The following is a 23407-nucleotide window of genomic DNA, read 5'->3' on the forward strand; positions in this document are numbered from 1 at the left end:
TGTCCCGGTGAGCGGGCTTTCCGGCGCTGGGCGACGGGAAGCGCGTGATTTCCGGGCGCGTGGTGCGTCAGCTTGCTGACGTGCCCGCGTGGCTGTTCCTCCGGCTTGAAAAAAAAAGGCTTCCCGAAGGAAGCCTTTTTAATAATTATTTTTTCTTGAATTTAAACCCAAGTTTACCCGTAGATTTGTCCTGCAAAACAATTGCAGCGTCAAACTTTTTCCCGGTTTTATTACTGGTAAAGCCTTTAATCTCTCCGGTTTTACCTTTTTTGATTAACGTCTCAACCTGATTTGGTGTCAGTTTTTTCCCTGATACTTCAGACCAGATTTTAAACTCGCACCCGGAACAGAAAAAACCTTTTGGCCGGATAAGAATTTCCTTACTGCATGAAGGGCAGGGGGATTCGAGCCGGGGTATAGAACCTTCTGATCTAGATTTTGCTTCCATATCCGGCTTGCCGTCTTTGTCCGGGAATGCTGTCTTGCATTCAGGGTAGCAGGAGCATCCCCAGAAAAAGCCATTTTGCCCCTTACGTTTACGCAGGAAACCGTTGTTACAGACCGGGCAGGGCATGGCATTTGAGGAAATAGAAATCCCGTTCCTGTCCAGCTCGTCAATCAGCCCCTGGACATACTCATCATTTGCCTTAATAAACTCCTCAACCGTTAGCTCTCCAGCTTTGATCTGAGACTGCTTTTCAGCCCACAGAGCGGAGATATCTGGTTTAGTGATTTCAGGAGGCAGAGCGGCGCAGAATTCCTGGCCTTGTTTTGTGGTTTTCCATACCAGCTCCGAATACCCCTTTTCTTTTTCGATAGAGATAAGCCCGGTATTAGCGGCCAGTTTATCAAGGATGCCCGCGCGGGTGGCTTCCGTTCCGATACTGCCACGATCACTGCTGCCCTCGTCTTTCGCTTCCAGCGCTTTTCTGAGAGCCGGATCATCAATGAATTTTGCCGCGCTCGTCATGGCGGCCAGTAATGTTGACTCTGTGAAATAGCGAGGTGGTGTAGTCTTTTTCTTGTCCACATCTGCCGATTCACACAGGCCGCTGTCATTAAATTTCAGCGATGAAAGGTCAAAACCGTCCGTTCCGGCATCTTCGGTTTCGTCTTCATCATCACTATCCTTACCCAGCGCTTCCCAGCCCTTTTGTACCAGAACGCTCTGTGTGGCCGTAAAGGTATCCCCCTTGATATCAAAGTGTATTTTCGTCTTGTTGCGGATCGCATCCGGGTAAAATAGCCCGATAAAGTAGACGGACACCAAGTTATAAACGTTCCGCTCTTTTTCATTAAGCTGAATACCGGCTCCGCTTTTTGTCGTAGGGATAATAGCATGGTGCGCCTCAATCTTACTGGCATTAAAGGCTTTGTGTTTCTGGCCTTTATCCATATCTGCGATCGCAGACGCCAGTTCGGGTACTGTGGCCGCTATCGCGGTGGCAATATCTCCGGCCTGGTAATAATGCTCATCTGAAAGATAGCGATTGTCAGAACGTGGATAGGTCAGAAGCTTGTGAGTTTCATACAGCCCCTGCATCACATCGAGTGTATCTTTCGCAGAATAACCGAATCGCTTTGCGCATAGCTGCTGAAGCGTGGAAAGATTAAGCGGCAGCGGAGGTTTGGTATTTTCCGGCTTTGTCGTCGCGATAGTAACAATAGCGTCCTTACCCGTAACCCGCCCGGCAATATGCGCGGCCTGAGCTTCGGAAATCAGGCGTTTTTTCTCGTCTGTCTGATCGTCGTCTGTTGTCTGATATTTCGCCTTAATCTGATGCCCGCTCATCGACAGACTGGCGAACACATCGTAATAAAAACTTTCTGTGTGGTTCTGGTTCGCCAGCGTGCGCATGTTCACCAGGCCAAGAACGGCACTTTGTACCCGGCCAACATTCAGAACGCCGTCATAGCCCTTCTCACGGCCTTTTAATGTACATCCTCGCGTCATGTTATAGCCAAAACCCTGATCGCACAGGGAACGCGCCAGGGCGCTTAACGACATACCGCGAAATTTATCGTTAGGCTGTAAATTCGCCAGCGATTTTTGCACTGGCGCAAGGTTGAGGTCGGCAACAAGCAGCCGCTGGACGGGTTTCTTGTTTGCGGCATAACCTAGAATCTCATCGACCAGCAAACATCCTTCATCATCGGGGTCGCCAGAATGAACGATACTGTCTGCTTTATCGATAAGAGATAGGATGATGCGGGTCTGTGCTTCAGATTCAGGCTTGATTTTATATTTTGGCGGATAAACCGATTTAATGGGTAAATCACTAAAACGCCAGTTGGAATATTTGTCGTCATAATCCTGCGGGTCGTACAGCTCCAGCATATGACCATAACACCATGTAACGATATCAGAACCGTGTTCAAAATAGCCGTTTTTCTTTTCAGTATTTGGATTTCCGCCCAGCCCTTCAAAAATAGCTTTCGCTAGGGAGGGCTTTTCAGCAATAAAAACTCTCATATGATTATCCTTAAATTTGTTTTAGCGCTATCGCAGAGGTGACAATAGCCTGAAGAGGGTGTGTCGGTAATTGGTTGCTATAATTTAACCAGACGCGCCGGATAGATTCGCCTTCTTTTATATAGTGAGGTCTTCGACTTATGGAGTCTTTATCGATACAAATACCGCGAAGGAGCGGCTTAGATCCAACTTTATAAAATTCATTTCGCTCTTCATTGCTCATTTTCATCACCAATCGATTGAGATAGCGTGAAACCAGAGCAAACGAACGAAAAGCTGAAAGGTCGCCTCCAAAATTAACAGCGCCCCCTTTCAACACTTTAAAACCTCCATTTGTCATAATAAAAGATCGGGATGGTTTCATTGGTATTGTCCAGGTGGCATAGAATTTGTAAATACCTCTTTCCTTTTCAATCCACGCCTCCCCTACGAAATCTACATCTTCATTTAAATCCTCAGAATACATCACCTCTTTGTACTTACCCAAAAAATAGATGTCACCGACTTTCATATCTCTTACTTCACGCTGACACCACATAGGCATATGGCAATAACGCATTAAATCGTAAACTGTTTTAACAGCATCATGCTTCATAATCCCACCTTTTAGTTGGTGAATTAATTTAATTTGATATTAACCGTGAGACTGCCTGATATTTATTTCAGGCAGTGGAGGGGTTGGACAAGCGAAGCGCGTCAGTTCTGTTTATGCCGCCACTCCCAAGGGGGAACTGGTTGATTGTCAGCCCACAGGCCGCGCTTCTGTTTCTGTGCTTCCCGTTGCAGAGCCGGTAATGAGTTATCCGTGTTGTACCGCTCATATACCCATGCAGCCCCTTTTATCACTTGCTGCCGGTTAGCCTCAGCACCGTTCGCTGTCACCACGCGCCCCAAGACTCGCCCGTAGCGATCTGTTTGCGTATAAGTGACAGTAACAGGTTGTCCGGCAAGCAAGGCTTTAAGCTGCTCCTTTGACCAACGGCCATAAGGTTGTTTTTTTTCCGGTGCATCTATATTTATCAATCGGACTCGAATCGGAACTTCATACACAAGAATTTTCTCGGGTATTGTTTTAACTTCTATGGTGTCGCCATCGATAACACGAGTGACCTTACCCACGAAATTATTAGCAAATGATGAGCAAGATAAAAGTAGAGTACAAATGACAATATAATTTAACTTCATTACTAACGCCCTTCGGTTGTTCAACCGCAAAAACAAACAGATTAAAATCTGTTTGTTTTCGAGGTTATTATTTGCGTTAATTCAATTCGTATGTATTACCGTTGTCATCATAAAACAGTGGTGTTCCATACGACTTGCCATCAATAACAGCTTCCATATATCGGATTGTTTTACAATCTGATTTATATGCATCTTTTTGTGGCTCTTTTTTACACCAATTGTCCATCACAATTTTGTTCGGTAGTTTTTTATAACCAATGCAGCGACCATCGTGATTTTCACGATTGCATTGATATCGATTGTAATAATATGACGCCCGACCTTCATTTGTTTTAATATTCTGACTACCAGAATCAGGCAACCCCGGCACTGATGCAGAACCATCGACCATGCAACTTGATAATGATGGAAGTGGCGACTTACCTTTTTTAATACGTTTGATCATTGCCTTATGAGGCGATTTGCAATCGCTACCCGGAAAACCTGCTGGCATACATAACCAAATAGCACATTCATTTTGGGATGGGCCAGCCAGAACAGGCTGAGATATCCCTCCTACTATACAGACGATGATAAGCATCACCATGTGGCGAAAATTCATTTTATTTGTCCTCTGTGAAATAATTAATCTGATGTTTTGATAACACCTGACACATCTACTCGGCGCCGATTACTCTCTTCTCTCATAGCGTCACCATGAGGGCTAGCCATTGAAACAGATTTAGTAGATTGTCCCATTGGCACAACAAGTGTTTTAGCTTTATCAGCATCTCCTTTTGGAATTGCAGGTAATGGATACCTCCTATCATCAACACGTGATTTCAATATTTCATCTTCATACCAGAAGATTTTTTTAGCCCTAATTTTCATTGCTGGAGTCTGTTTAGAGGGCTGCATGAAGATCAATTCTTCACCATACGGCAACTCATCAACTTCCTGCGGTAACATTAGTGGTCTGGGTTGTAATGTAAATGTCCTACCCCTTGAACGTCTCTGTCCATCTGATACACCATGATTATCTGATGGTACTCTAACTGTTTTCGTTCCTAGTCTTTTACTATATTCCTCAGAAACTTTAATATCGCCCGGCGCATATACAACTTCGACATGGAATGGTTTCATTACAGCCTGACCACCCTCACTCCCATAACATTCGTCAGAGCAAACCTGATTTTTATTCTGAAAAATAATCAAGTAACGTAATCCGGCTCCCCTGGTTAAAGCTGGGGCTGTTTCCATTACTGAAATTCTCCCCATTACAGCAAATTCATCCATTACATAGAGGACTTGATATTTAAGTTTAAGGGAACCATCCTCACAGTACCCTCCCTGCTCCGGTAATACTTTGCTGTTTTCTCGAATAGCCTGAGAGAAAAACAGGTTCATCAGTGGGCCGAATTTTTTTAATGATCCTTCAGTCACACAAAAATAAATACTTGTTGGCTCCTCCCGCAATTTACTGAAGTCTATATTTTCGTCATCATCATCACTTTCAGTTAATGCTAAAGCTACAAGCTTCTCACCATATAGACTTAAGCGGCCTGTTACAAAGGACATTAATGTAGAAAACTCTCTACCTTTCGACTCTGAGACAATGACTCCCAGCTCGCGTATTGTTTCAGCGCTCAGCGGGTTATCCGAATTTCCGCGTTCATCGATAACACGTTGCGCCCAACTGCCTAACTGAGTTCCCTGAGACGCAATTTCATAGCACTGAGGTAATGAGAACGGTAATTCTGGTGTTTCTATAAGGTACAGACATATCGCTATAAAAACGTCAGCAGCCTTTGAAAACCAGCTGGCATTTTTCATGTTGTCGGGTACATATAGTGATGATGCTAAGGTACGAACCTCACCTAGTCTGTACAATGGATCTTGATTGATAACCCGCAAAGGGTTCCAATGGTGCGTTTCCAGAAGTTCCGGGGAGAATCGCTTTACCTTTTGACCACACGCTCGACGAAATCCAGCAGTCAAATGGAAATTTTCAAATTTACAGTCATTCACTACAACCGAATGTGGATACTGCAATAAATTAGGAACAACAATACCAACCCCCTTACCGCTGCCCGGTGGAGCTGCGAGCATGAGGTAAGTTTGTCCATATGTCGCGAGAAAGTTATTACTGTAAGGATCTTTACCCATCAATATAGCTGGATATTTTTCTATTCGCTTTTGTAATGCCTTTCCATCCCTCATTTCCCAGCCTTTAGGGAGTTTTGGTTTAATTATCATTTTTCAGGCTCCGTATACCAAATTTTTTTCAACTCTCTTTTGTTTGCGAATCGAGCATTACCGTGTAAACTCCGCAGCCCCTTATCCCCACCCCCCAGAAAAATAAATAATGTTATACCTGTAGGTAAAAATGTTATAACTGCTGTCACCGCCCAAGCCCACGGCAACATAATTTTACTTTTGTCGGTTAATGATATTTCACCCAAATCAAAAAGAGTCATTAAGGATGGTATTTTATCTGGATATCCAGTTAAGGCATACCACGCCCACCCTCCCGCATATAACCCGATAATAAAACAAATAAAGGTTAGACCTGCTATTGCGAAAAATATTTTTAGCTTAACCATATTCACTCCTCAAACATGGATAACGCTTCTTTCATTGAAACACCATTTAGAAGCGCAAGTTTCGTTTCTGGCTGGTAAGTTACATCCAGAATTTCCGTATGCTCCATGTATAAAACGGCATCAAATGAAGTTCTGACACGTCTATCAATGTAGTCGTAGTCAAGACCAGCTCCCACAGCCGATTGCTTAATTAAGCCAGCTATACGTGCATAACCTTCGAGGCTACCGTTAGCATGCGCTGTGGTTATCGTTCCTGGGTGTCCGGTATTGAGTAACTCCATAAAATCCCATGCTTCATCGCCAGTTAGCTCAGCAAGCAAAATGTGATCCCCTTTCATACGCATACAGCAAGAAACTAAATCCTTTGGAGTTACATAATCTCCATAAAGAAGATGAACATGATTGAGATGATAAGGCAATTTCATCTCATTCAGCTCCTCAATTGTTAACAGACGGCAGTTATGGGGATATATATCGACAACTGACTTAGCAAATGTTGTCTTACCTGAACCAGTGCCGCCAAAAATTATGATATTAAGTTTTTTAGCTACAGCCAGTTTGAAAAAACTCACATAGTCTCTTTGTTTTACATATCGCTTAAGCTCAAGTTGCCATTCAAAAAGCTCTGTCTGATTGTGTTGCTCTTTATTTGTTTTATCAAAGCGCCCACTATTAGCATAGTCTTCTAAAGTAAATCGCTGAAGCGATGGTTTACGGAAGGTCATTGAAACAGTCCCGCGCTCACATGCGGGAGGAATAACTAATTGAGCACGTTCGCCAGTAGGTAATTCAACTGTTTTAATTGGCGATTTGACTCCCAGCTCGCGGTTGTTATATACAGCCAGTGCATTGGCTAAATGGCTACACAAATCAAAATCTAGCCAAGGTGCCTCTTCGCGCACCCATCCTTCCTTTGATGATTCAGTCCATATCTCAAATGGACGGTTGATAGCCACCTCTGTTACTCCTGGTCGAGCAAGCCGCTCAGTCACACCAGATTGTTCTAGATACCCTCGTGCTAAAACATCATCGCCCAAATCTTCAACCATTGAATCAATATTATATGTATCATCTGTCATAGCTATACTCCATAATCATACATTGTATTTAAAAAGAGTGATGCCAAAGGCGATTATAAGCATTACCAGCGCAAGTTTAATTCGGGTAGGGATGTTTATTTTCATAATCAATTCTCACGGCTAATATTAATATCCTTTGACTTCCTTATCAGAATGCAATTTTCTTTTAACTGCCATAACATCCTCATAAGAAAACTTTCGAGTTCTGCCTTTTCGGTTATCAAACATATTTATTCGATGCCCCTTAAACCGCCCCGTCCGTTCCAACTCAAATATTAATTCACCTTCCTTCACATGTAATAGCAATGCAGCTTGCCTTGTTGTGATAAGCATAAAAACCTCTTAAAAGAAATGCTGTACCTAACGTTATTAGGCACAGCAATTTAGACTAGCGCGTTGTAAATACGCTTGAGAAGTCAATATCCTGATTAACAATTACGTTAATTACAGTGCCCGGTTTGACATAAGCAGTAGGGGGAATGTTAATGCTATTTTCAAGCGCCTTACTCGCCATATCCTCCGCGTTTTGCGTAGAATTGTTCATAGTCATACCGTTATTATTTTGCGTCGCATTACTGATAGATGAAAAAACATCTTGTACCAGCGACAGCATTACAGCACCGCCAAACCGCTTACCATAATGGTTATCCATTTCGGCATCTGTCCCACTTCGTCCCATAGGATCAACACCTAATCCATTTAAAGATGCTCGAACCCCCGGAGACGTGTCTAACTCTGTCCAGACAGTTGCAACGCTGCTCTGGCCTGCTTTAACCTCAACGCGCTGTTCTCCAATGAGTTGAGCGCCAGCTTCGGCTAAAATGACACTTCCATCAGCTGAATAAAGGGGGCGTAGCAAATTGCACCCTACCAGCCCCGGATAATCAGTCCGAATTGCGGTATATAATGCACACTGAAAGTTCATTCGACGTTTCAACAGATATTTAGGATTAGGAGCAAGTCTCGCTTTCGTCGCCGGATAACTGCTACCATTTAAGTTATCCAACAAACCGCTGCCTCCGCTTCCCCCATTACCTCTTTCCAAGATAGTCCCTCCGCCACCACTCAGGATTTTCTGTACCTGTTCAGCAGGATCGGCGTTTGCAAAATCGCGTAGGCGCTGTTCATCGTCGCCAGTTCCCTGGGTAGTTCCTCCAAAGGTGTCCCCAGACGAACCTGAACCACTTCCAGACCCGCCACTCAATCCAGACGACTCAAAGCGTGTAATAGGAGTGAATAATGATTCCGCTAAACGCTGTGGTTGCTGGGTTTCGGTACTGGACGATTCAGTTTTTTGCACCGGCTCCTTCTTAACTTCTGTCTGTGTTTGGGAAGCGGCCTCTGGAGAGGGGGCATTATCCAAGGATACAGAAGGAGAATTTGTAGACTTGCTCATTAATTCGTCCATAGAATCATCCTTGATTCCAGCAGACTGTAAAAGTGGTGATTCCGTTACTTTGGATTCATCCACTTTTGTTTCTGAATCACCCATACTTTTGATTGCCATATAGCCAATTAGAACACTGGCTATAATAACAATGAAAACGCCGCCACCGATAACAGCAATGATGCGCTTATCGAAATCTTTTTTTCTTCCGGCAGGTTTTAAAGAAAAATCCCCTTGACCTTTGAACTCATTATTTTCCTGCTCTGGCGAAGTTTGATTATTGTTTTCCATAATTTTTAACCTCCCGGATTTCACCAGTAGTAGTGCCATTATAGTTATACCAGCCTGTATTATTAGCTTTAGTCCGCAATCCTAAAACCAATTCATTCAAGCGTAGGCGAAACTCTTTACTGACTGCATGAAGAACTAAAATATCATTAACCTGATGGGACGAAACCATAGTTTCAGTTCCATCAGGAAGCACCTCATATGCTACAGGCCGTGGTGCATTTGTGGGGAATCGCATACACGTAAATGTTCCATTGTCCCAAATTTCATATGGAGAAAGCACCATATCCCCTTTCTTCTGGTAATCTCGATTAATCGTACCGGAGCAAGGGTTTTGATTAATGCTACGCCCTTTAAATGGAGTTTCTCCAACTTTGGGTGGCTGTGGGTAACGGAATCGGAACATATAGGTCATATTTGAGACGCTTTTTGCAAGCTTCAGCTCAAAGATATATGTTCTACGATTGGTTTTAACAATCATATTGGTTTCAGGCTCTTCAGCATACATGCTTGGCTTCAGAATGATCATGCTTCCATTCTGATTTGCCCCAACCATCCATTCAGGCGATTCCTGAACTCCAGGCTTACCAACATTCAGAATCCCGTCATCGAGGTTAATTGTTTCACCAGGCTCCAACTGGATAGCTGTTGAGCGATTTTTCATTGCATATATACGAAATACATTGTCAGGGCTATATAAAGCGGTCTGAATGCGGGAATCATAGCTGTTTCCACGCCCTGACACCTCAGCCTTTGCCGCTGGCAGGAATGACACGGCAACACAGAACGATAACGCAGTTACTAAGCATTTCATGAGCCACTCCCTACAATAGCCATTGTTTTGCTATAACCTTTGACACCATAACCGAGGGGATTAAGCCACTGATCGCCCTCTGTGATTGCTGGATTTTTATTATCAATAGAGATCAAAATAATGGAGCTAACCGGGACTGTCTGCGGCACAGGTTTACCATCAGGTAAAAGGCGCGATTCAGTTAATCGTACCTGATAGGTTTTAATCCCCGTGTCACTTTCCAATTTTCTTTCATTGCTACTCGGCAAAAGAACAATGGATTCAACAATGGATTGAATTTGTTGTGACTGCCCCAATCTTGCTACATAACCTTTGCTGGATAACTGAAAGTTTTTGTATTGCTCGAACACATCCGGGCTTGATGTCAATTGGACAAAGCGATAATTTGCGCGCTGTGACGACCAGTTATATGACTCACGAGCGAGAATATATTGATGAATAAAATGCTTATCCTCAACAACTTCTGGTTTCTCCGTACCATCAGAGGGTTTTACTACATCTACATAACCACTGCTTTTGTCTACCCGAAGAATCATAGGAACAACGGTTTTCAACGGGGCTAACATCATCACTGCCAGAATAGACATAAAAGCCAATAGGCCAAAGAAAATAGATAGCCTACGTGAACTCTTTGCCTTTTTACGATAGTCCTCTGCAACACGATCTTCAAACCATTTGGCCGCCTGTGTATAGGCCATAATTTGTTGTCCCACTTCTTTTTGCTTCCCTTGAAGAGGGCCATCGTTATAGTGCAAATGTTTTTCCTGTTCTACAGCTTCTTTTATTTTTTTCTTAAACATTATTTAACCCCCTGAGTAAGATTAGTTACCGTTGGATTAGCATCAATCCAATCACCTTTGGGTTGAGTTAATTTCTCAGGGGAAGAACCACATGCAGTTAACCCCAGCACTGTACATAGTACAGCGCAGATAATAATAATCTTTTTCATATTAAACCTTGATTAGAGAGAGAGGAAATAACAATAGGAGTAACTCAGACTAGGAAATTCGGTTTCCCCTTCTTTTCATTAAATACCGCGCAGCTCTACCCCCCATTCGACTTGCTGCCCCTAACCCTGTACCTTTGCTAAGAAGTCCGCCGACACCAGTTACCCCTCCGCTTGGAGATCCCCCCATAACAGATGCGGCATAGTTTGGTATCTCTGTAGCAAGTAAGGTAAATGCACCAAAATATAACAGGATACTAAGGCAACTCATTAAATCGGTTTCTATTTCGCCACCTTTAACCACATTTGCATTAATGAAAGACATTTCCAATCCGATTACGACAGCAAAAAGAGCCTGAGCTAAAGTGAATCCACCCAGCACACCAACCCATCCCCAAAAATATTGCCGAGTTGCAGGGAATAAGGACAATGCGATAAATATCGGCCCAACTACCAGCAATAACATTGACGCTGCCTTTAACGTAATCAACGTTCCTACTGCGACTAAAAGAAAAGGAATACCACCGACAAGCAACAAAACTAAGGCGAGTATACCTAACACAGTGGCTTTGAAATTACTTATTGGTTCAAATTTCATAGCATCGATTGTATTAACAACAGCATCAAAGAACGAGCTTATTAGCCCATCAACCAAATTTGTTTTATCACCACTCACGCCCGCCATTGTATTCCCCAACCAAACAGGGAATTGAGTTACCGTTGGAACAATCGTACTGACATACCAAGAAACGCTAAAAGCCATAAACAAAATACACGATGCTTTAAATATCGTCAGTAAAACATCTTGTATGACTTGAGTTAACCCCTGGAAATACCACTCCAACGAACGTAGTAAGATGTATATCATCCAAAATGCGCCAAAAACAACCCCCATCACAGCCATAACAGCCGTGACATTATTCATTTGTGTTTTTGCTGCATTATCGATGGCATCGAACAGAGTTTGTGCAACCTGTACGTCCATACAAACCTCTTATTTTTTCACATAAGTGTGGCCGTTATATTGCAATTTATCATTTTCTAACCGCATGGAAAAATTCTGACCAGCGAGGACAGTATCACTTTCAGCTTTAGCTTCTCTTTTGGTAATAGAATATTCCATTGAAGTTACGCCAATTGATGCGCTGTTTTCATCAATATGAAATACACCATCATCATATGTAATATTAATATCAGCTGGATATTTTGCCTTATCAACCTGATACCAATGACCGATGAAAGCTTTTCCCTGTTCGCCTTTACAGGCAGACAAAGTAAAAGCAGTAAAAGCAATACAAAGCAAAATAGCTATTTTTTTTAACATCACCTCAATACTCCTTAGCTAAACAGCAGAAAACAGGTTGCACATCTCTAGTGTGCAACCTATAGAGTGAGATGGCTAGTAGCTAGGCCGCTGTTTGCTTTTACCAAGCATATAGTCTTCAAACGCCTGGGCGCGTTTTGCATCATCAATCTTGTTCTGCTGCTCCATCAAATAGCGCGTATTTTGAAGCTGCGCTTGTTGATTTTGTAGCTCAAGCATTTCCTGCTGGTAACGAAGCCCTAACTGCTCCCTATCTTTAGGTGTCTCCACCGAGTTCAGGCGGCTACGCAATCCCTCAGCCGTTTTGATACGCTTATTTGAAGCGTCATACTGCTTTTCAAGCGTATCAGCCTGAGACAGAAGCTTATCAAAAGCGGCCTGAATTTTCGGGTCGCTACTGGTTAGTCCGTAGCGAGTGCGCAAATTAGGTAGATCTTTAGCTTGGCTGTAGATGTCCTGCCAGTCGCTAACCGGGAGCAGTTCATTGAGTAATGGGTCATTCAAAAAATCACCCAATTTATCATTGCCCTGCATGATGCTTTTGTAATGGTCATATTGGCTCTTTGCCTGAGATATGGCTTCCTTCGCCTTATCCAGCTGCGCCAGCGCCTCCTTAGCTTGTTGCTGTGCATTCACTACAAGTTGAGTGATGTTCGCCACATCAACTGTAGGAATACCGGAGGCATATACGGGCAAACTGATCGCCATAGCAAGGCTAACCGCCATTAACGTTTTCAATTTCATATTGTGCTCTCTGATTCGGTTTCGTTTGGATGGGTAACTAGTGATGAGACGACGTCTCTCCCGTACTCCTTCATCTTTGCAAGGAACGCCGGATACCACACCTTCGCATCATCAGTTTTAAGATCTTCTCGTACTTGAAAAGCGACCATCTCATCAAGGAAGTGAGGAACCCATATAGCAGGATCATCAGTACCTAATTGTTTCCGCACTCGTTCGGCAACGGGTAGATTTTTCATCGTTGCTGATAGTAGTGGGATGTAATATTCGAGACGGCCATTTAAAGCTAATGAAACCATAACAGCACCAGAACCTTGTTTAATCATCATCTGGCGACTATATGGGGTTAACTCTGATATTTTTTCGAACTCCCTCGCTGTAACACCAAATTTACCGTAGCTTTCAAGATTAGCCTTATCATTTGCCATCCACTCCTGTGTAACAATTTGTTGAATCATTGCAGGAGCTGACGGTGTATTTAGGGCAGATTCAGGAGTTTGAGTATCTAATAACAACAACTCCCCCCGCATACGACCAGCAAGTAAAATCTCTTCGATTTTGGCAGCTGTACTTTCAAAAGCTAACTGAACCCAATATTCCGAGATCTGATTAATCATCAGACAACCAGGTTCTTTTGCATGCATACTACTTTTAAGGAAATAAAAAGTATTAAGCATTACCTCAACAACTAAAGGATGATTAGCAACATAACTTTTCTTAAGAATATGTGTGCAATCGAAAGCCAAGCGACGGTACTTCTCAGGATAAAAAAGGTTGCGCGGGGAGTCGAGCACCCATGCATATTGCCCTTTCTTGCCGTTGACAGTACACCATTTTGATAATCTTGCTCTGAGTCCATTACCGCCAGTATCAGGTATTGATTGGATAAGAAGAGAGAAACGACGCTCCTCATGGACTTTATGTTTCATCACAGCATCAATAGCTGACTTAATGATAATTTCTTCATTAGAGTCAGCACCGCCAGCACATTGTTTTACGGTATCAAATAAAAGCTGCCTCAATTCATTTGAATCTGGGAGTTGGAATAACTGAATACCAGTATAAACCCCCGGTTCAATAGAATAATATTTAACGTTCAGTGCCCGGTGAATATTCTCCATTGAGTTATTATAGTCAATACCGAAAATCATCGGATTCCATCGACTAAAAAATATCATTTTTAAGGCTGCTGAAGATGATTTACCAGCCCCCGTCTGAGCATGGTTCACCATGTGCCCAGGGAATGCCTGGCCTGTGTTATTCTGCCCTGGTGGACTGTCATGGGCATTCAGGAAGAAAAGGCCGCCCTGAACGGTCTTAAGAGGCATCAAAGCCGTTCCATCACCCGGAGGATTTCCCGTCGCCTTACCCGTAGGTGTTGCATGCAAAGAAAACCCACATGCAAGGTTTTCAGTCGATTTAGGGTATCGGTAAATCACATCGGTATACGCAGGAAACAGCGTAAGCCACGAATCTATATTAGTGCTTGTTGAGCGAACAAATCCTGTATTGAGAGCTAAAAATAATGCCTGCATTCTGGCACCATTATTAACCGCCTTTTCCGGTGTTTCGCCATAAACGATCAAACTCGAATGATAGTGCCCAAAAAGTCTCTTCCCTTGAGTAACGGCTTGAACATCGTCTTCCAGTTCCTCTGTCTGTGAAGATTCGCCTTCAGTCGATGCTAAATCCACCTTTTGTGCATTAATCTTTGTTTTGATTTTGTTCCGGTCTTCGAAATGGAACGTTTGAACTAATGTAAAGTCGTATTGTTCCTCAAGAACCTGATCCCACATTCCCGGTTCACTTTCATCTGGGTAATCACGCAGATCATATGTAGTAGCAAACCTAGGAGCACTATTATATGGGCGGCATTCTACATAATCGTAAGCACCAAAGCCTGTTTCCCCATTAATAACCGAGTCGCCAAGTCGGGTATCTGTAACCGGGACATCTTGATCAACACCGTTAAAAATAAATGAATAGAATCGCCCAACTTGGCTATACAACTTACCATTGCGCTCTTCCATCCCCATGACCGCAACGCTGTAATCACTGAGCATTTCCTGGCATATGGATAGTAATTCCACCATACTGGCAATACCTTCCTCAAGATCACTGTGCTTGAGAATAAGCCCCATACCATACCCTACTTGTTGATATGCCCCGCACCTGAACGGTGCAGTATATTCATCAACAAAATCCTGTAAGATAGGTATCTCCATTTTATAATGCGCATCGAGACGTACACCTGTTTTAAATGTGTACGTTTGAAGCATCAAATTTTTGCCTTCTTGCTTCCCTAGTGCCTTGATACAGCGATCCAGCCTTTTAAACTCACGATTTAGGGTTTCTTTATCACGTGTTTCGTGTGGCACCCCCTTAAAACGAAGTAACGCAAGTAAATGTGAATTACCTAATGTACATACATTAGGATGTACATGGTGCCCTAACCAGGGCACTTTTTTACTCTCCGGTGAGAATACGTTTTTTGATTGCTCGCCGCGCATTTGTTTCTCTCCACTTTGGATTTCTTGGGGTGATAAGCAAGTGCCGACCATATTTCCTATTCATACGTTTTCTACGACGTGTAAAAAAGAAACGGCGCATAGCTTTATCATCTCTCTCGGTTATGATCCGCAACGCGAGTAGTGCAATAATAAATGGGGAGGGAGTGGCTATACCCCACCACCCCCATAAATAAATACCAACAAAGAAGCTGATGGCTACTCCCATGAGAAGGAATATTAAGGGGAATACAGGTATTCCCCAATACATAGCAACCCTTCCCATTGCGTTGTGCGTCTCATATTTTAGCGTCTCTGTTTTTTCTTCTTTCAAGACACGCTTCCTCCCCATACTGAATAAGCCCAGGTAGCAAGAGCAACACCACCACCAACGGCTCCAATTACTGCGGCATGGTTGAAGTAGTCCATTGCAGTGACTTTCATATCACCGGACATACGCGAGATAATCCAGCACACGCCGATATACACCATCGAAGCGACAGCTGCGATCCCCCCAACGATAATAATCATCGTTTTAAAGTCTTTCGCAAAGGTTACGATGGGATCATACCAGGCCGCTTCCGCCGAAACTGGAGACAACATCGAAAACATAGCGAACATGAAGGCGTAATATACAGCTGGTTGTGCAAGTTTATTGGTCAGAATATCAAGCTGGATTTTTAGAGCTTTCATCAATGAGTTCCTTATTATCTGGTGAAGGTTTACTGTGTTGAACTTTAGGGTTAGATGTTCGCGGAAATTCGCGTAAAACATCCCATGATTCATAAGTAGGTGGTGCTGTGTATTGGGGCTGAGGGTTCTCCTTTGCGGCATTTCTGTCTTCTTTAGTACTAGGTACGACATACTGATTTGAAGCGGTTGTATATCCAATTCGCTGTATATAGCTCGTATTATTAAACTCTGACTCCTTCCTTTTCCCCCGTTGATAATCTCCTGAGTAATAACAGCTAAGAGCGCTTCGTAAATCCCCCCCACCCTTATAGCAGTCCGAGATTATTTTTTCGAACACCTTAAGGTTAGAACATGGATCAAGCATATCTTCAGCTGTAACATTAAATAGACTAAAGTTGGTGCTCGTAATTTGCATTAAGCCGACTGAATAGCGTCGTTTTTTCTGCTCAATACTATTAATTATTTCAACTGCTCTCGACTTAGACTTTGGCATGTGCGTAATAACGCTTTTACCATCTTTACCTCTCTCCTTTTTAGGGATGATTTCGGCAATTGCATATGGATTAAAACCTGATTCCGTTTTTGCTACGTCCAGTGCTGTATCCGGGTGAACTGAAACAGCACACTGCATAGCTAACGAAACGAACGTAGCAGCAGATAACATTTTTCCTCCAAACGTTATATGTGTTGGTTAGGTATAAAAGCACTCATAGAAGCCCACTATTAAAATAATGGGCTTCATCACTACTTTTCATTAAAATTAACGCCAGTGCATTGCTTTCTATCAGGGCTGCCCTTTCACGTCTGTAACTCCTGGCCTCCCAGGCAGAGCTAATCTTCTCAACAGGCAGATCGTACCCATTGATACATCGCATTTTCGCGTCGGGGTCTATATAGATGCTTTGCATCTGTAACGACTTTTATAAATTGTTAAAGAGCGAAATTCAGGTAAAAAATCCCCCTGCACGATGAATGCATATTAAAGAGGGATTGAAATTTGGTTCCCTGGTGAAATGCTTATTCCCTTAGCTTTATATTTTTCCTTCTTTCCCCGGTGCTACCTATCCCTTAGTCCCGTCATTTAAAAAACGCTTACCTTCAGTGGCAATGTCTGGGAAATTTCTTAAAGAGTCAGCCAGACGTAAAGAAGCCTCTTTTCTTTTGCTTCTGCCGCATCGTTTGGCTGCCTCAGTCAACAGCCGGTTGTCTTCTGGAGAAAGATCAACAAGCGATTGAGTGTTCTTCTTGGTGGTGTCATCGGTCATATAAACGTTCCAATTCAACAGATGGCAGATAGAAGAACCGAAAATTTGTCTTTTATCGCCTAATTCTTATCAAACAGAGAGTTAACTGTGATTAAGCAACCTAACTACTGTGGCTGCTTTTTGTTCTACAAATCTTCTAACAGCAGCCTTCTCACTGCACTCTCAACCACTAACGATATTGAATTTATATCAAACCGATATCGAGCGCAAGTTTTTATCAACTATCACGACATTTTTATGCTCATAACTATACTTTTACGACACTCAATGTCGCGCGGCGATATCTTAAGAGTTTGTTTTTATTGAAAAAATTAACTCTAAGGTTAGAATTGTCTTACGAAATTTTAAAAACACCGAAGAGAAGCTGAGCGATGGAAGAAGAGACTAAGAGCGATAACTGGTTAGGTGAGATGCTAGCTAAAGCACTCATCGTGAAGGGGATACCAAAACAGAAGCATATCGCCCACATAGGTAGAGTTCTTGAGTTAACAACAGCGGCCGCCCATAAAAAACTTACAGGTTCTACAAAATGGGAAGTATCGCAGCTGGTAAAGGTAGTCCATTCAATAGGGATGGAAATGAGCGAGTTTTTTGAGCTGTATAGCCCATCGCACTCAGAAATTCACGAAGCATTATGGAGCGAAGGTAATACAACGCTAAAATGCAAAATCTACCTTTCACCTGAAACCTCCGATGAAAAGACGGAATATTCAGCAGTGAAAATCAATGACGAATGGTGCGTAATTCACACTGATGATATTCGAGATGAATACTTAGTTGAATCTAAGAGAAACATAGAAAGCATTGTTATACATCCTAGGAAAATAGAAATAGGCAAAAGTAGCATAGCTATCCTGGATGATGATAAAAACATTGTTGATAGTATCAAAGAAATTATAAACGATGGCCGATTTATAGTTGATGGATTCTACTCTATTGATGACTTATCACGTGCAATTGATAAGTCTGCTTATGATGCTTATATTTTGGATTGGGTTGTTGGAGATAAAACCGTATTCGATACCATTAAGAAAATCAGACAGTCTCAGAAAAGAAACTCTATGATCTTGGTACTAACAGGGCAATTAGAAGGGATTATTGATGAAGAAATTTCAATATCTATAAATGATTATGATATCGTCGGCCCATTTGAAAAGCCGATTAAAGGAAGCTTAATAAAATCCAATATCGATAAATTTTTTCCTAAGTAGTTAGCTATGAACAAACAACTTTTAGAGTTTACTGGTAGCCTTTTACTTGACAGTAAGTATATTGTCTCACCGTATGGTATCAGTAAAAAACTACCCAAAGGAGAAATAACCCCTCTAAACTACGAGGTAATACATAACAATTCAATAAGTAATATCACTATAGATTACACTACAGTACAAAATCTTACTATAGTGAATGGGATGGGCGTTACCCTGGGTGACTCAATTATTGGCATATCTGCATTACATAATATAAAGAAAATAAATCCAGGAATAAAAATAAGGGTAATCAGACCGGAGAATTGCCCAGCTTATGTTAATGAGCTATATCACATAGCTAAAAATGTAATAGATGAAATTTATTACATGCCATATGATATTTCTCATTTAAAAGATTCTGATGTAATCATTGATATGGGAAACCAGGTGTATTGGGAAGATTTCAATCGCTTAGAAATGCATGATTTCTTCCTTAAAAGCCTTGGCCTTAACTACAACTATTTTTCACCAGAGGAGAAGAGTAACCGTTGGCTTCAGGATTGCAATGTAGAGGAATTAGACCTTGGCGAATATGTTTTGTATTGCCCTAATGCAAGTACAAAAATAAGAAGCATCCCAGCAAAGTTTCATCACAAAACAATCACCCAGCTTACCCAAGCATACGGGAAAAAAATATTTGGTTTCATTGACATAAATCATGAAAACTACACTAACATTGCAGCAACATCTAAAAATACAGCTGCTTTCATTTCAATAATTAAAAATTCTAAGTACATGTATACCTGCGATTCTTCAGCTTTGCATATTGCCGCAGGTTTTAATGTACCTTCCACTTGTATTTTTACCACAGTAAAACCGGAACTGCGCAGCATTTACTATAAAGACTGCCATTCCATTTATATAGGAAACAATTTAACTGAAGGAATTCATAACAGTGAAGATGAATTCCTCATTAAGCTCATTGAAAAAGAATTTGAGGTTTATTATGCGTAAATTTAAATATTTCCTTCTGGTTGTGGTTTTATCTTTTGCAACCCTGTCAAATGCTAACGCAAAAGTAGGTGATATTTATATTAATGGAAAAATAACCACCACAAATACAAAAAATGGTTACATCCTTACAAGTCAAAATTTTAACGAACTCCCCAAAACAATAATAAGAACAACAACATCATGGACGGCAAAAGATCACCCAGTTAACTTTGAAGGTGTAAAAATAAAAGATATATTACATCTGGTAAATGCCAAAGGAAAAACACTAAGAATGCATGCCCTGAATGACTACTGGGTTGATATTCCTATTTCTGACGTAGAAGATTTCAATATAATCCTTGCAAATAAAATGGATGGAAAACCCTTAGAAGTTAGGAACTTTGGACCATATTTCGTAATTTATCCATTAGACAGCAATCCGACTAAACTCAACTCACCTATTTATTTATCTCGTTTTATCTGGCAAGTAGACAAAATCACGGTGCTATAAATGAATAAAAAATTGATGTTAATCTTTGCAGGAATAGCATTGGCATTAGCCTTTGCTATCTCAACAATTGTAAAATACAACTCATTACTTTCTGACAAATCTTTATATGCAATTACAGGAACACAAGAGAATTACGCATGGGCAACTGCAAAATTCTCGATTCAGTTAGCGGATTTTTATGCTTTAGTTAGAAGCAATGATAAAGATCTTGAGCAAATACGCTTGAAATTAGATATTTTATTCTCACGAGTTTCCGTTATTAAAAATGAAAGTGAATCAACCATTCCTCTCTATAAAGAAAAGGACTATAAAGAAACTATCGACAATATATATAAAAAACTAGAAATTGTTGATCACTATATAAAACAACCGTCCCCAGATATGAGAAAAGTGGTTTCTCTGGTAAATGATATAGAGCCAGACTCTAAGTTATTAGTTAATATTGCAGATCACGCAGAAGTTCGCCAGCGTACAAATGCAAATGTCGATTTCAAAGAAACAAAAAAACAGATACTTATACTTTTATATATAACGGGAATCCTAACAATAACATTAGGTATTTTTATTTGTGTTTTCTTATGGAAGTTAAATAAATTATTGGACTCAGAAAAAAAAGCATTTAATAATAAAAATGCTTTTTTGGGCATTGTTGGTCATGAGTTACGAACGTCCCTACAAGCCATCATCTCCACGATTGATGCCATTTCGCAAAAGTATAATAAAAACCATGACGATCCTCAATTTATAAGATTAGAAAGTGCTGTTACTAAAATTGAAATGCAAATGAAAGACCTATCTGAATTTGCAAGGATAGATAATGGTAATATACAAATAAGTGCAGCACAGTTTAATTTAAAAAAAATTATTGATCTTACCGTTGACGATTGCATTAGTGCATTAAAGAAAGAGAACGTAAAAATCATCACAGATAAAATTCAAGACATTAATATAATAGGTGACTCATCGAGAATAATGCAAATCGTCGAGAACCTTGTTACTAATGCTATTAAATACACACAAAAAGGTAATGTAGATGTTATAGCTGGGTTAGATTCCAAAACAAATCTTGTAATAAAAGTTGAAGATACAGGGCAAGGAATTCCAAAAGATAAGATTAAATCAATATTTAGTCCTTTTGAGAGACTTAAAGGAAACGAAAATGGTGTTCCTGGCTTTGGGATGGGATTGGCAATTGTTAATGGCTTGGTTAAAGCAATGAAAGGCCAAATTATTGTTAAAAGTGAAGTTGGCGAAGGAAGTTCATTTACGGTAAAAATCCCCGTATCTTTAGGCTCCAGCTCACATGAATTGGAAAATATAGATAATTCCATATACGAGCCTCATTTTAACCATCTTAGAATCTTATTAGTTGATGATAATGAAATGTCATGCTCTTCATTAGTCTCTATACTTGAAAGTGCTGATTATAATGTTGAATTCACAAACTCACCTGTTCGTGCATTCGAAAAACTGCAACGAAAACCTTATGATCTTGTTCTTAGTGATCTCCAAATGCCAATAATGACTGGGGATGAGCTATTTCAGAAAATAAAATCTATAGAAAGTCCGAACAAAGAAACGCCTTTCATATTTATTAGTGCTTATGCGAATGAAAGCCCTATACCATCAATAACAATGCTAACTAAACCTGTAAGAATCAGGGATATAAATAAAGCAATAAATAGTGTAATGGAATCAAAATAATTACTTACTACCAGCCCTGATTGTGACCGAGTATATCAGGGCTATAACGTCCTATAACATCAAAAAATTTGTATTAGTTAAAATTCTAGCTAATTTTTATAAGTCATTGTTTTTTAGCATTTCATGTTTCCCCTCGATGCTGCTGCAGGACGCTGGCCAGCTGCTGCCGGCGACACGACCGGAGCTGGACTTGTTCAACCTTACTGAAGGATGTGCTACGTAAAAATTCTATGCCCGTAGGGCATGGAAGCCGCCAGAAATGGCACAGGTAAACGCTGAAGGTGAGGGGCGGCGATGCCCGCCCGTCAGGGCGGTTACAGTTTCCCGTTCTGCGCCATACTCCCCCCCTCCCTGCAAAGCCTATTGCGGCCTTTCAGACGATGATACAGCTGCACAGCGTCCGTAAGCCCGGCTGAGCACGCAGGAAGACGCCGGAGCGGCTTTCTGCGGGTGATTTGTCCGGGTGTTGGGGGTTCTGGTCGTTTACGGCCAGAAATCCCTACAGGCGCGTTTCTATGAACTGTTCTATGCCCCGCGCTTTAGCGTGGGGAGCTACTTTTGAGGCGCTTGCGCCGATGCTTTTTGGTTATCCACTTTTTAAAGGGGATAACAGTAATGTATTCTTTTTTTGGTTTATCTTTTAATACGTAAGTAATTAAAAGATAAACCAAAAGAGTAATTGCGCCCTATCGTTTGCACTTCATTATCACTTACCCACAAGCTATACAGCAGTTATAGAAGGGCTACGCCGGAACCGCCGAAAAATCCGCCATTCCGGCAGGGGGAATGGTTTGGATTTCGGAAATTATTGTACGTTAAGGCTATTTTTTGTACTGCGGATTATTGCGGACGTGCAGAATCCCCGCCAGCTAAGGCGGTAGTTACTGGAGATCAGGCAAAGGTTGGGGAGTAGTATTCCTGTTTGCGCTGGCGAGCTGCGTCACGCTTTGCTTTCATCCTGGCAAGCCCAGCAGCTGCTTTGCGAGTCCAGCCCTCGACCTTAATAGCGATCAGGCGGACATCGCCGGAGGATATGATCTCATTCGGATCAGCCTTAAGTAACCTGGCTCGTTCCCGGTAAACCTGTTTTAACGGAACGCCGAGAATGGCAAAGAAATCCTCTGTTACCTCAATGTTCTTACAGGAACAACGGGAGTCATAAGGATTGAAAGGTGCTTTTTCCGAAATAATTGCATTAAGCCATGAGAGGCGATCACATCCCCGGCTGGCGCGGGAAATTGACTTATGCCCTAAATCACTGCGCGTTACCAACCCAGCACGTTCTGCCAGCGTTTCAAGATTATTGCGCGTTTCCCACGACCTCAAGTCGAGGTCATCAAAGATGGCCAGCATCAGCTCGCACAGAGTTTCAATGCCGTACTTGTTTGCTTCGTTGACCCAATACTTGTTGTGCCGAATGCGACGCCGAAGTTCGTTTTTGATTTTGATACGCCCGGCTTCGGTTGCCACCGACTTAATCCACCGATTGAGGAACCGGCGGCGCTTGCGCGAAGAAACGTTATAGCAAGGTGACTGCTTTGGGACGCCTGTAGGCTTTACGATCGGAGATTGTTCAGACACCGCCGCCCGCACTTATGGCGAACAGGGGTTGCTTTGAGGAATACATTGGTTATAATCCTTCTTAGGTTTCGTACCTAGCCCTGACTATCATGTCCGCTCGCCAAAGTAGAGCATGATTGTCGGGGCTTTGTTTTTTGGGCTTTC

24 protein-coding genes are annotated in these 23407 nt (G+C 41.8%); 4 read left to right on the top strand and 20 right to left on the bottom strand.

Features of this window, described 5'->3' with window-relative positions; genetic code table 11:
- Nucleotides 1-145: 145 nt before the first annotated feature.
- The 19 genes from topB to WFN87_RS22990 all read right to left on the bottom strand — a co-directional run bounded on the left by topB (nucleotide 146) and on the right by WFN87_RS22990 (nucleotide 17284).
- Nucleotides 146-2473 (bottom strand): type IA DNA topoisomerase, encoded by a 2328-nt coding sequence (topB, locus tag WFN87_RS22900; RefSeq protein WP_037404202.1) that lies wholly within the window; start codon nucleotides 2471-2473, stop codon nucleotides 146-148.
- A gap of 10 nt (nucleotides 2474-2483) precedes the next feature.
- On the bottom strand, nucleotides 2484-3068 hold the full coding sequence (locus WFN87_RS22905; protein WP_037404201.1) for a hypothetical protein: 585 nt from the start codon (nucleotides 3066-3068) through the stop codon (nucleotides 2484-2486).
- Nucleotides 3069-3169: 101 nt separating this feature from the next.
- The gene (locus WFN87_RS22910) at nucleotides 3170-3658 is read right to left on the bottom strand and encodes a thermonuclease family protein (protein ID WP_037404200.1); all 489 of its coding nucleotides are present in this window, start codon (nucleotides 3656-3658) and stop codon (nucleotides 3170-3172) included.
- 76 nt (nucleotides 3659-3734) lie between these two features.
- Nucleotides 3735-4259 carry a hypothetical protein gene (locus WFN87_RS22915; RefSeq protein ID WP_037404199.1) on the bottom strand — a complete coding sequence of 175 codons (525 nt, stop codon included), beginning with the start codon at nucleotides 4257-4259 and terminating at the stop codon, nucleotides 3735-3737.
- Nucleotides 4260-4282: 23 nt separating this feature from the next.
- Nucleotides 4283-5893, bottom strand: a complete 1611-nt coding sequence (locus WFN87_RS22920; RefSeq protein WP_051916972.1) for a type IV secretory system conjugative DNA transfer family protein — start codon at nucleotides 5891-5893, stop codon at nucleotides 4283-4285.
- Entirely contained in the window at nucleotides 5890-6240 is a 351-nt protein-coding gene (locus WFN87_RS22925) for a hypothetical protein (RefSeq protein ID WP_001773467.1), read from the bottom strand. Before WFN87_RS22925 ends, WFN87_RS22920 begins: the two co-directional genes overlap by 4 nt.
- Nucleotides 6241-6242: 2 nt before the next feature.
- The gene (gene virB11, locus WFN87_RS22930; protein ID WP_037404196.1) at nucleotides 6243-7319 is read right to left on the bottom strand and encodes a P-type DNA transfer ATPase VirB11; all 1077 of its coding nucleotides are present in this window, start codon (nucleotides 7317-7319) and stop codon (nucleotides 6243-6245) included.
- 388 nt (nucleotides 7320-7707) lie between these two features.
- Nucleotides 7708-9036 carry a TrbI/VirB10 family protein gene (locus WFN87_RS22935; RefSeq protein WP_231566326.1) on the bottom strand — a complete coding sequence of 443 codons (1329 nt, stop codon included), beginning with the start codon at nucleotides 9034-9036 and terminating at the stop codon, nucleotides 7708-7710.
- Nucleotides 8984-9808 (bottom strand): TrbG/VirB9 family P-type conjugative transfer protein, encoded by an 825-nt coding sequence (locus WFN87_RS22940; RefSeq protein ID WP_001773462.1) that lies wholly within the window; start codon nucleotides 9806-9808, stop codon nucleotides 8984-8986. The genes WFN87_RS22935 and WFN87_RS22940 overlap by 53 nt, the downstream gene beginning before the upstream one ends.
- Nucleotides 9805-10608 carry a virB8 family protein gene (locus WFN87_RS22945; RefSeq protein ID WP_051916971.1) on the bottom strand — a complete coding sequence of 268 codons (804 nt, stop codon included), beginning with the start codon at nucleotides 10606-10608 and terminating at the stop codon, nucleotides 9805-9807. Before WFN87_RS22945 ends, WFN87_RS22940 begins: the two co-directional genes overlap by 4 nt.
- The gene (locus WFN87_RS22950; RefSeq protein ID WP_001773460.1) at nucleotides 10608-10757 is read right to left on the bottom strand and encodes a hypothetical protein; all 150 of its coding nucleotides are present in this window, start codon (nucleotides 10755-10757) and stop codon (nucleotides 10608-10610) included. The genes WFN87_RS22945 and WFN87_RS22950 overlap by 1 nt, the downstream gene beginning before the upstream one ends.
- Nucleotides 10758-10806: 49 nt before the next feature.
- Nucleotides 10807-11739 (bottom strand): type IV secretion system protein, encoded by a 933-nt coding sequence (locus tag WFN87_RS22955; RefSeq protein ID WP_037404189.1) that lies wholly within the window; start codon nucleotides 11737-11739, stop codon nucleotides 10807-10809.
- Between the two features lie 9 nt (nucleotides 11740-11748).
- Nucleotides 11749-12078 (bottom strand): hypothetical protein, encoded by a 330-nt coding sequence (locus WFN87_RS22960; protein ID WP_037404187.1) that lies wholly within the window; start codon nucleotides 12076-12078, stop codon nucleotides 11749-11751.
- Between the two features lie 75 nt (nucleotides 12079-12153).
- Nucleotides 12154-12822, bottom strand: a complete 669-nt coding sequence (locus WFN87_RS22965) for a type IV secretion system protein (protein WP_001773457.1) — start codon at nucleotides 12820-12822, stop codon at nucleotides 12154-12156.
- On the bottom strand, nucleotides 12819-15329 hold the full coding sequence (locus WFN87_RS22970; RefSeq protein ID WP_037404185.1) for a VirB4 family type IV secretion system protein: 2511 nt from the start codon (nucleotides 15327-15329) through the stop codon (nucleotides 12819-12821). Before WFN87_RS22970 ends, WFN87_RS22965 begins: the two co-directional genes overlap by 4 nt.
- Entirely contained in the window at nucleotides 15286-15660 is a 375-nt protein-coding gene (locus tag WFN87_RS22975; RefSeq protein WP_227503621.1) for a VirB3 family type IV secretion system protein, read from the bottom strand. The genes WFN87_RS22970 and WFN87_RS22975 overlap by 44 nt, the downstream gene beginning before the upstream one ends.
- Nucleotides 15657-16019, bottom strand: a complete 363-nt coding sequence (locus WFN87_RS22980; RefSeq protein WP_037404232.1) for a hypothetical protein — start codon at nucleotides 16017-16019, stop codon at nucleotides 15657-15659. The genes WFN87_RS22975 and WFN87_RS22980 overlap by 4 nt, the downstream gene beginning before the upstream one ends.
- Nucleotides 15994-16683, bottom strand: a complete 690-nt coding sequence (locus WFN87_RS22985) for a lytic transglycosylase domain-containing protein (protein ID WP_072010977.1) — start codon at nucleotides 16681-16683, stop codon at nucleotides 15994-15996. The genes WFN87_RS22980 and WFN87_RS22985 overlap by 26 nt, the downstream gene beginning before the upstream one ends.
- A 397-nt stretch (nucleotides 16684-17080) precedes the next feature.
- The gene (locus WFN87_RS22990) at nucleotides 17081-17284 is read right to left on the bottom strand and encodes a TraY domain-containing protein (RefSeq protein ID WP_001773453.1); all 204 of its coding nucleotides are present in this window, start codon (nucleotides 17282-17284) and stop codon (nucleotides 17081-17083) included.
- A gap of 371 nt (nucleotides 17285-17655) precedes the next feature.
- Between WFN87_RS22990 and WFN87_RS22995 the strand changes: the two genes are divergently transcribed.
- The 4 genes from WFN87_RS22995 to WFN87_RS23010 are packed head-to-tail and all read left to right on the top strand — an operon-like array spanning nucleotide 17656 to nucleotide 21682.
- On the top strand, nucleotides 17656-18495 hold the full coding sequence (locus WFN87_RS22995; RefSeq protein WP_037404181.1) for a helix-turn-helix domain-containing protein: 840 nt from the start codon (nucleotides 17656-17658) through the stop codon (nucleotides 18493-18495).
- A 6-nt stretch (nucleotides 18496-18501) separates the two neighbouring features.
- On the top strand, nucleotides 18502-19488 hold the full coding sequence (locus WFN87_RS23000; protein ID WP_037404180.1) for a glycosyltransferase family 9 protein: 987 nt from the start codon (nucleotides 18502-18504) through the stop codon (nucleotides 19486-19488).
- Nucleotides 19481-19978, top strand: coding sequence for a molybdopterin-dependent oxidoreductase (locus WFN87_RS23005; protein ID WP_037404179.1), 498 nt, complete (start codon nucleotides 19481-19483; stop codon nucleotides 19976-19978). Before WFN87_RS23000 ends, WFN87_RS23005 begins: the two co-directional genes overlap by 8 nt.
- Nucleotides 19979-21682: an ATP-binding response regulator gene (locus tag WFN87_RS23010; protein ID WP_037404177.1), complete on the top strand. Its 1704-nt coding sequence runs from the start codon at nucleotides 19979-19981 to the stop codon at nucleotides 21680-21682.
- Nucleotides 21683-22573: 891 nt separating this feature from the next.
- On the opposite strand, the gene WFN87_RS23015 is transcribed toward WFN87_RS23010, so the two are convergent.
- Nucleotides 22574-23152 (bottom strand): RepA family replication protein, encoded by a 579-nt coding sequence (locus WFN87_RS23015; RefSeq protein WP_072010976.1) that lies wholly within the window; start codon nucleotides 23150-23152, stop codon nucleotides 22574-22576.
- Nucleotides 23153-23407 lie beyond the last annotated feature (255 nt).

Origin of the sequence: Cedecea sp. AS113 (assembly GCF_037152415.1) — a bacterium.
Taxonomy (GTDB): domain Bacteria; phylum Pseudomonadota; class Gammaproteobacteria; order Enterobacterales; family Enterobacteriaceae; genus Cedecea.

What these genes read in the sequence shown, in the direction of transcription:
- topB (WP_037404202.1), bottom strand. Translation starts at nt 2,473, where the DNA reads ATGAGAGTTTTTATTGCTGAAAAGCCCTCCCTAGCGAAAGCTATTTTT.
- WFN87_RS22905 (WP_037404201.1), bottom strand. Translation starts at nt 3,068, where the DNA reads ATGAAGCATGATGCTGTTAAAACAGTTTACGATTTAATGCGTTATTGC.
- WFN87_RS22910 (WP_037404200.1), bottom strand. Translation starts at nt 3,658, where the DNA reads ATGAAGTTAAATTATATTGTCATTTGTACTCTACTTTTATCTTGCTCA.
- WFN87_RS22915 (WP_037404199.1), bottom strand. Translation starts at nt 4,259, where the DNA reads ATGAATTTTCGCCACATGGTGATGCTTATCATCGTCTGTATAGTAGGA.
- WFN87_RS22920 (WP_051916972.1), bottom strand. Translation starts at nt 5,893, where the DNA reads ATGATAATTAAACCAAAACTCCCTAAAGGCTGGGAAATGAGGGATGGA.
- WFN87_RS22925 (WP_001773467.1), bottom strand. Translation starts at nt 6,240, where the DNA reads ATGGTTAAGCTAAAAATATTTTTCGCAATAGCAGGTCTAACCTTTATT.
- virB11 (WP_037404196.1), bottom strand. Translation starts at nt 7,319, where the DNA reads ATGACAGATGATACATATAATATTGATTCAATGGTTGAAGATTTGGGC.
- WFN87_RS22935 (WP_231566326.1), bottom strand. Translation starts at nt 9,036, where the DNA reads ATGGCACTACTACTGGTGAAATCCGGGAGGTTAAAAATTATGGAAAAC.
- WFN87_RS22940 (WP_001773462.1), bottom strand. Translation starts at nt 9,808, where the DNA reads ATGAAATGCTTAGTAACTGCGTTATCGTTCTGTGTTGCCGTGTCATTC.
- WFN87_RS22945 (WP_051916971.1), bottom strand. Translation starts at nt 10,608, where the DNA reads ATGTTTAAGAAAAAAATAAAAGAAGCTGTAGAACAGGAAAAACATTTG.
- WFN87_RS22950 (WP_001773460.1), bottom strand. Translation starts at nt 10,757, where the DNA reads ATGAAAAAGATTATTATTATCTGCGCTGTACTATGTACAGTGCTGGGG.
- WFN87_RS22955 (WP_037404189.1), bottom strand. Translation starts at nt 11,739, where the DNA reads ATGGACGTACAGGTTGCACAAACTCTGTTCGATGCCATCGATAATGCA.
- WFN87_RS22960 (WP_037404187.1), bottom strand. Translation starts at nt 12,078, where the DNA reads ATGTTAAAAAAAATAGCTATTTTGCTTTGTATTGCTTTTACTGCTTTT.
- WFN87_RS22965 (WP_001773457.1), bottom strand. Translation starts at nt 12,822, where the DNA reads ATGAAATTGAAAACGTTAATGGCGGTTAGCCTTGCTATGGCGATCAGT.
- WFN87_RS22970 (WP_037404185.1), bottom strand. Translation starts at nt 15,329, where the DNA reads ATGCGCGGCGAGCAATCAAAAAACGTATTCTCACCGGAGAGTAAAAAA.
- WFN87_RS22980 (WP_037404232.1), bottom strand. Translation starts at nt 16,019, where the DNA reads ATGAAAGCTCTAAAAATCCAGCTTGATATTCTGACCAATAAACTTGCA.
- WFN87_RS22985 (WP_072010977.1), bottom strand. Translation starts at nt 16,683, where the DNA reads ATGTTATCTGCTGCTACGTTCGTTTCGTTAGCTATGCAGTGTGCTGTT.
- WFN87_RS22990 (WP_001773453.1), bottom strand. Translation starts at nt 17,284, where the DNA reads ATGACCGATGACACCACCAAGAAGAACACTCAATCGCTTGTTGATCTT.
- WFN87_RS22995 (WP_037404181.1), top strand. Translation starts at nt 17,656, where the DNA reads ATGGAAGAAGAGACTAAGAGCGATAACTGGTTAGGTGAGATGCTAGCT.
- WFN87_RS23000 (WP_037404180.1), top strand. Translation starts at nt 18,502, where the DNA reads ATGAACAAACAACTTTTAGAGTTTACTGGTAGCCTTTTACTTGACAGT.
- WFN87_RS23005 (WP_037404179.1), top strand. Translation starts at nt 19,481, where the DNA reads ATGCGTAAATTTAAATATTTCCTTCTGGTTGTGGTTTTATCTTTTGCA.
- WFN87_RS23010 (WP_037404177.1), top strand. Translation starts at nt 19,979, where the DNA reads ATGAATAAAAAATTGATGTTAATCTTTGCAGGAATAGCATTGGCATTA.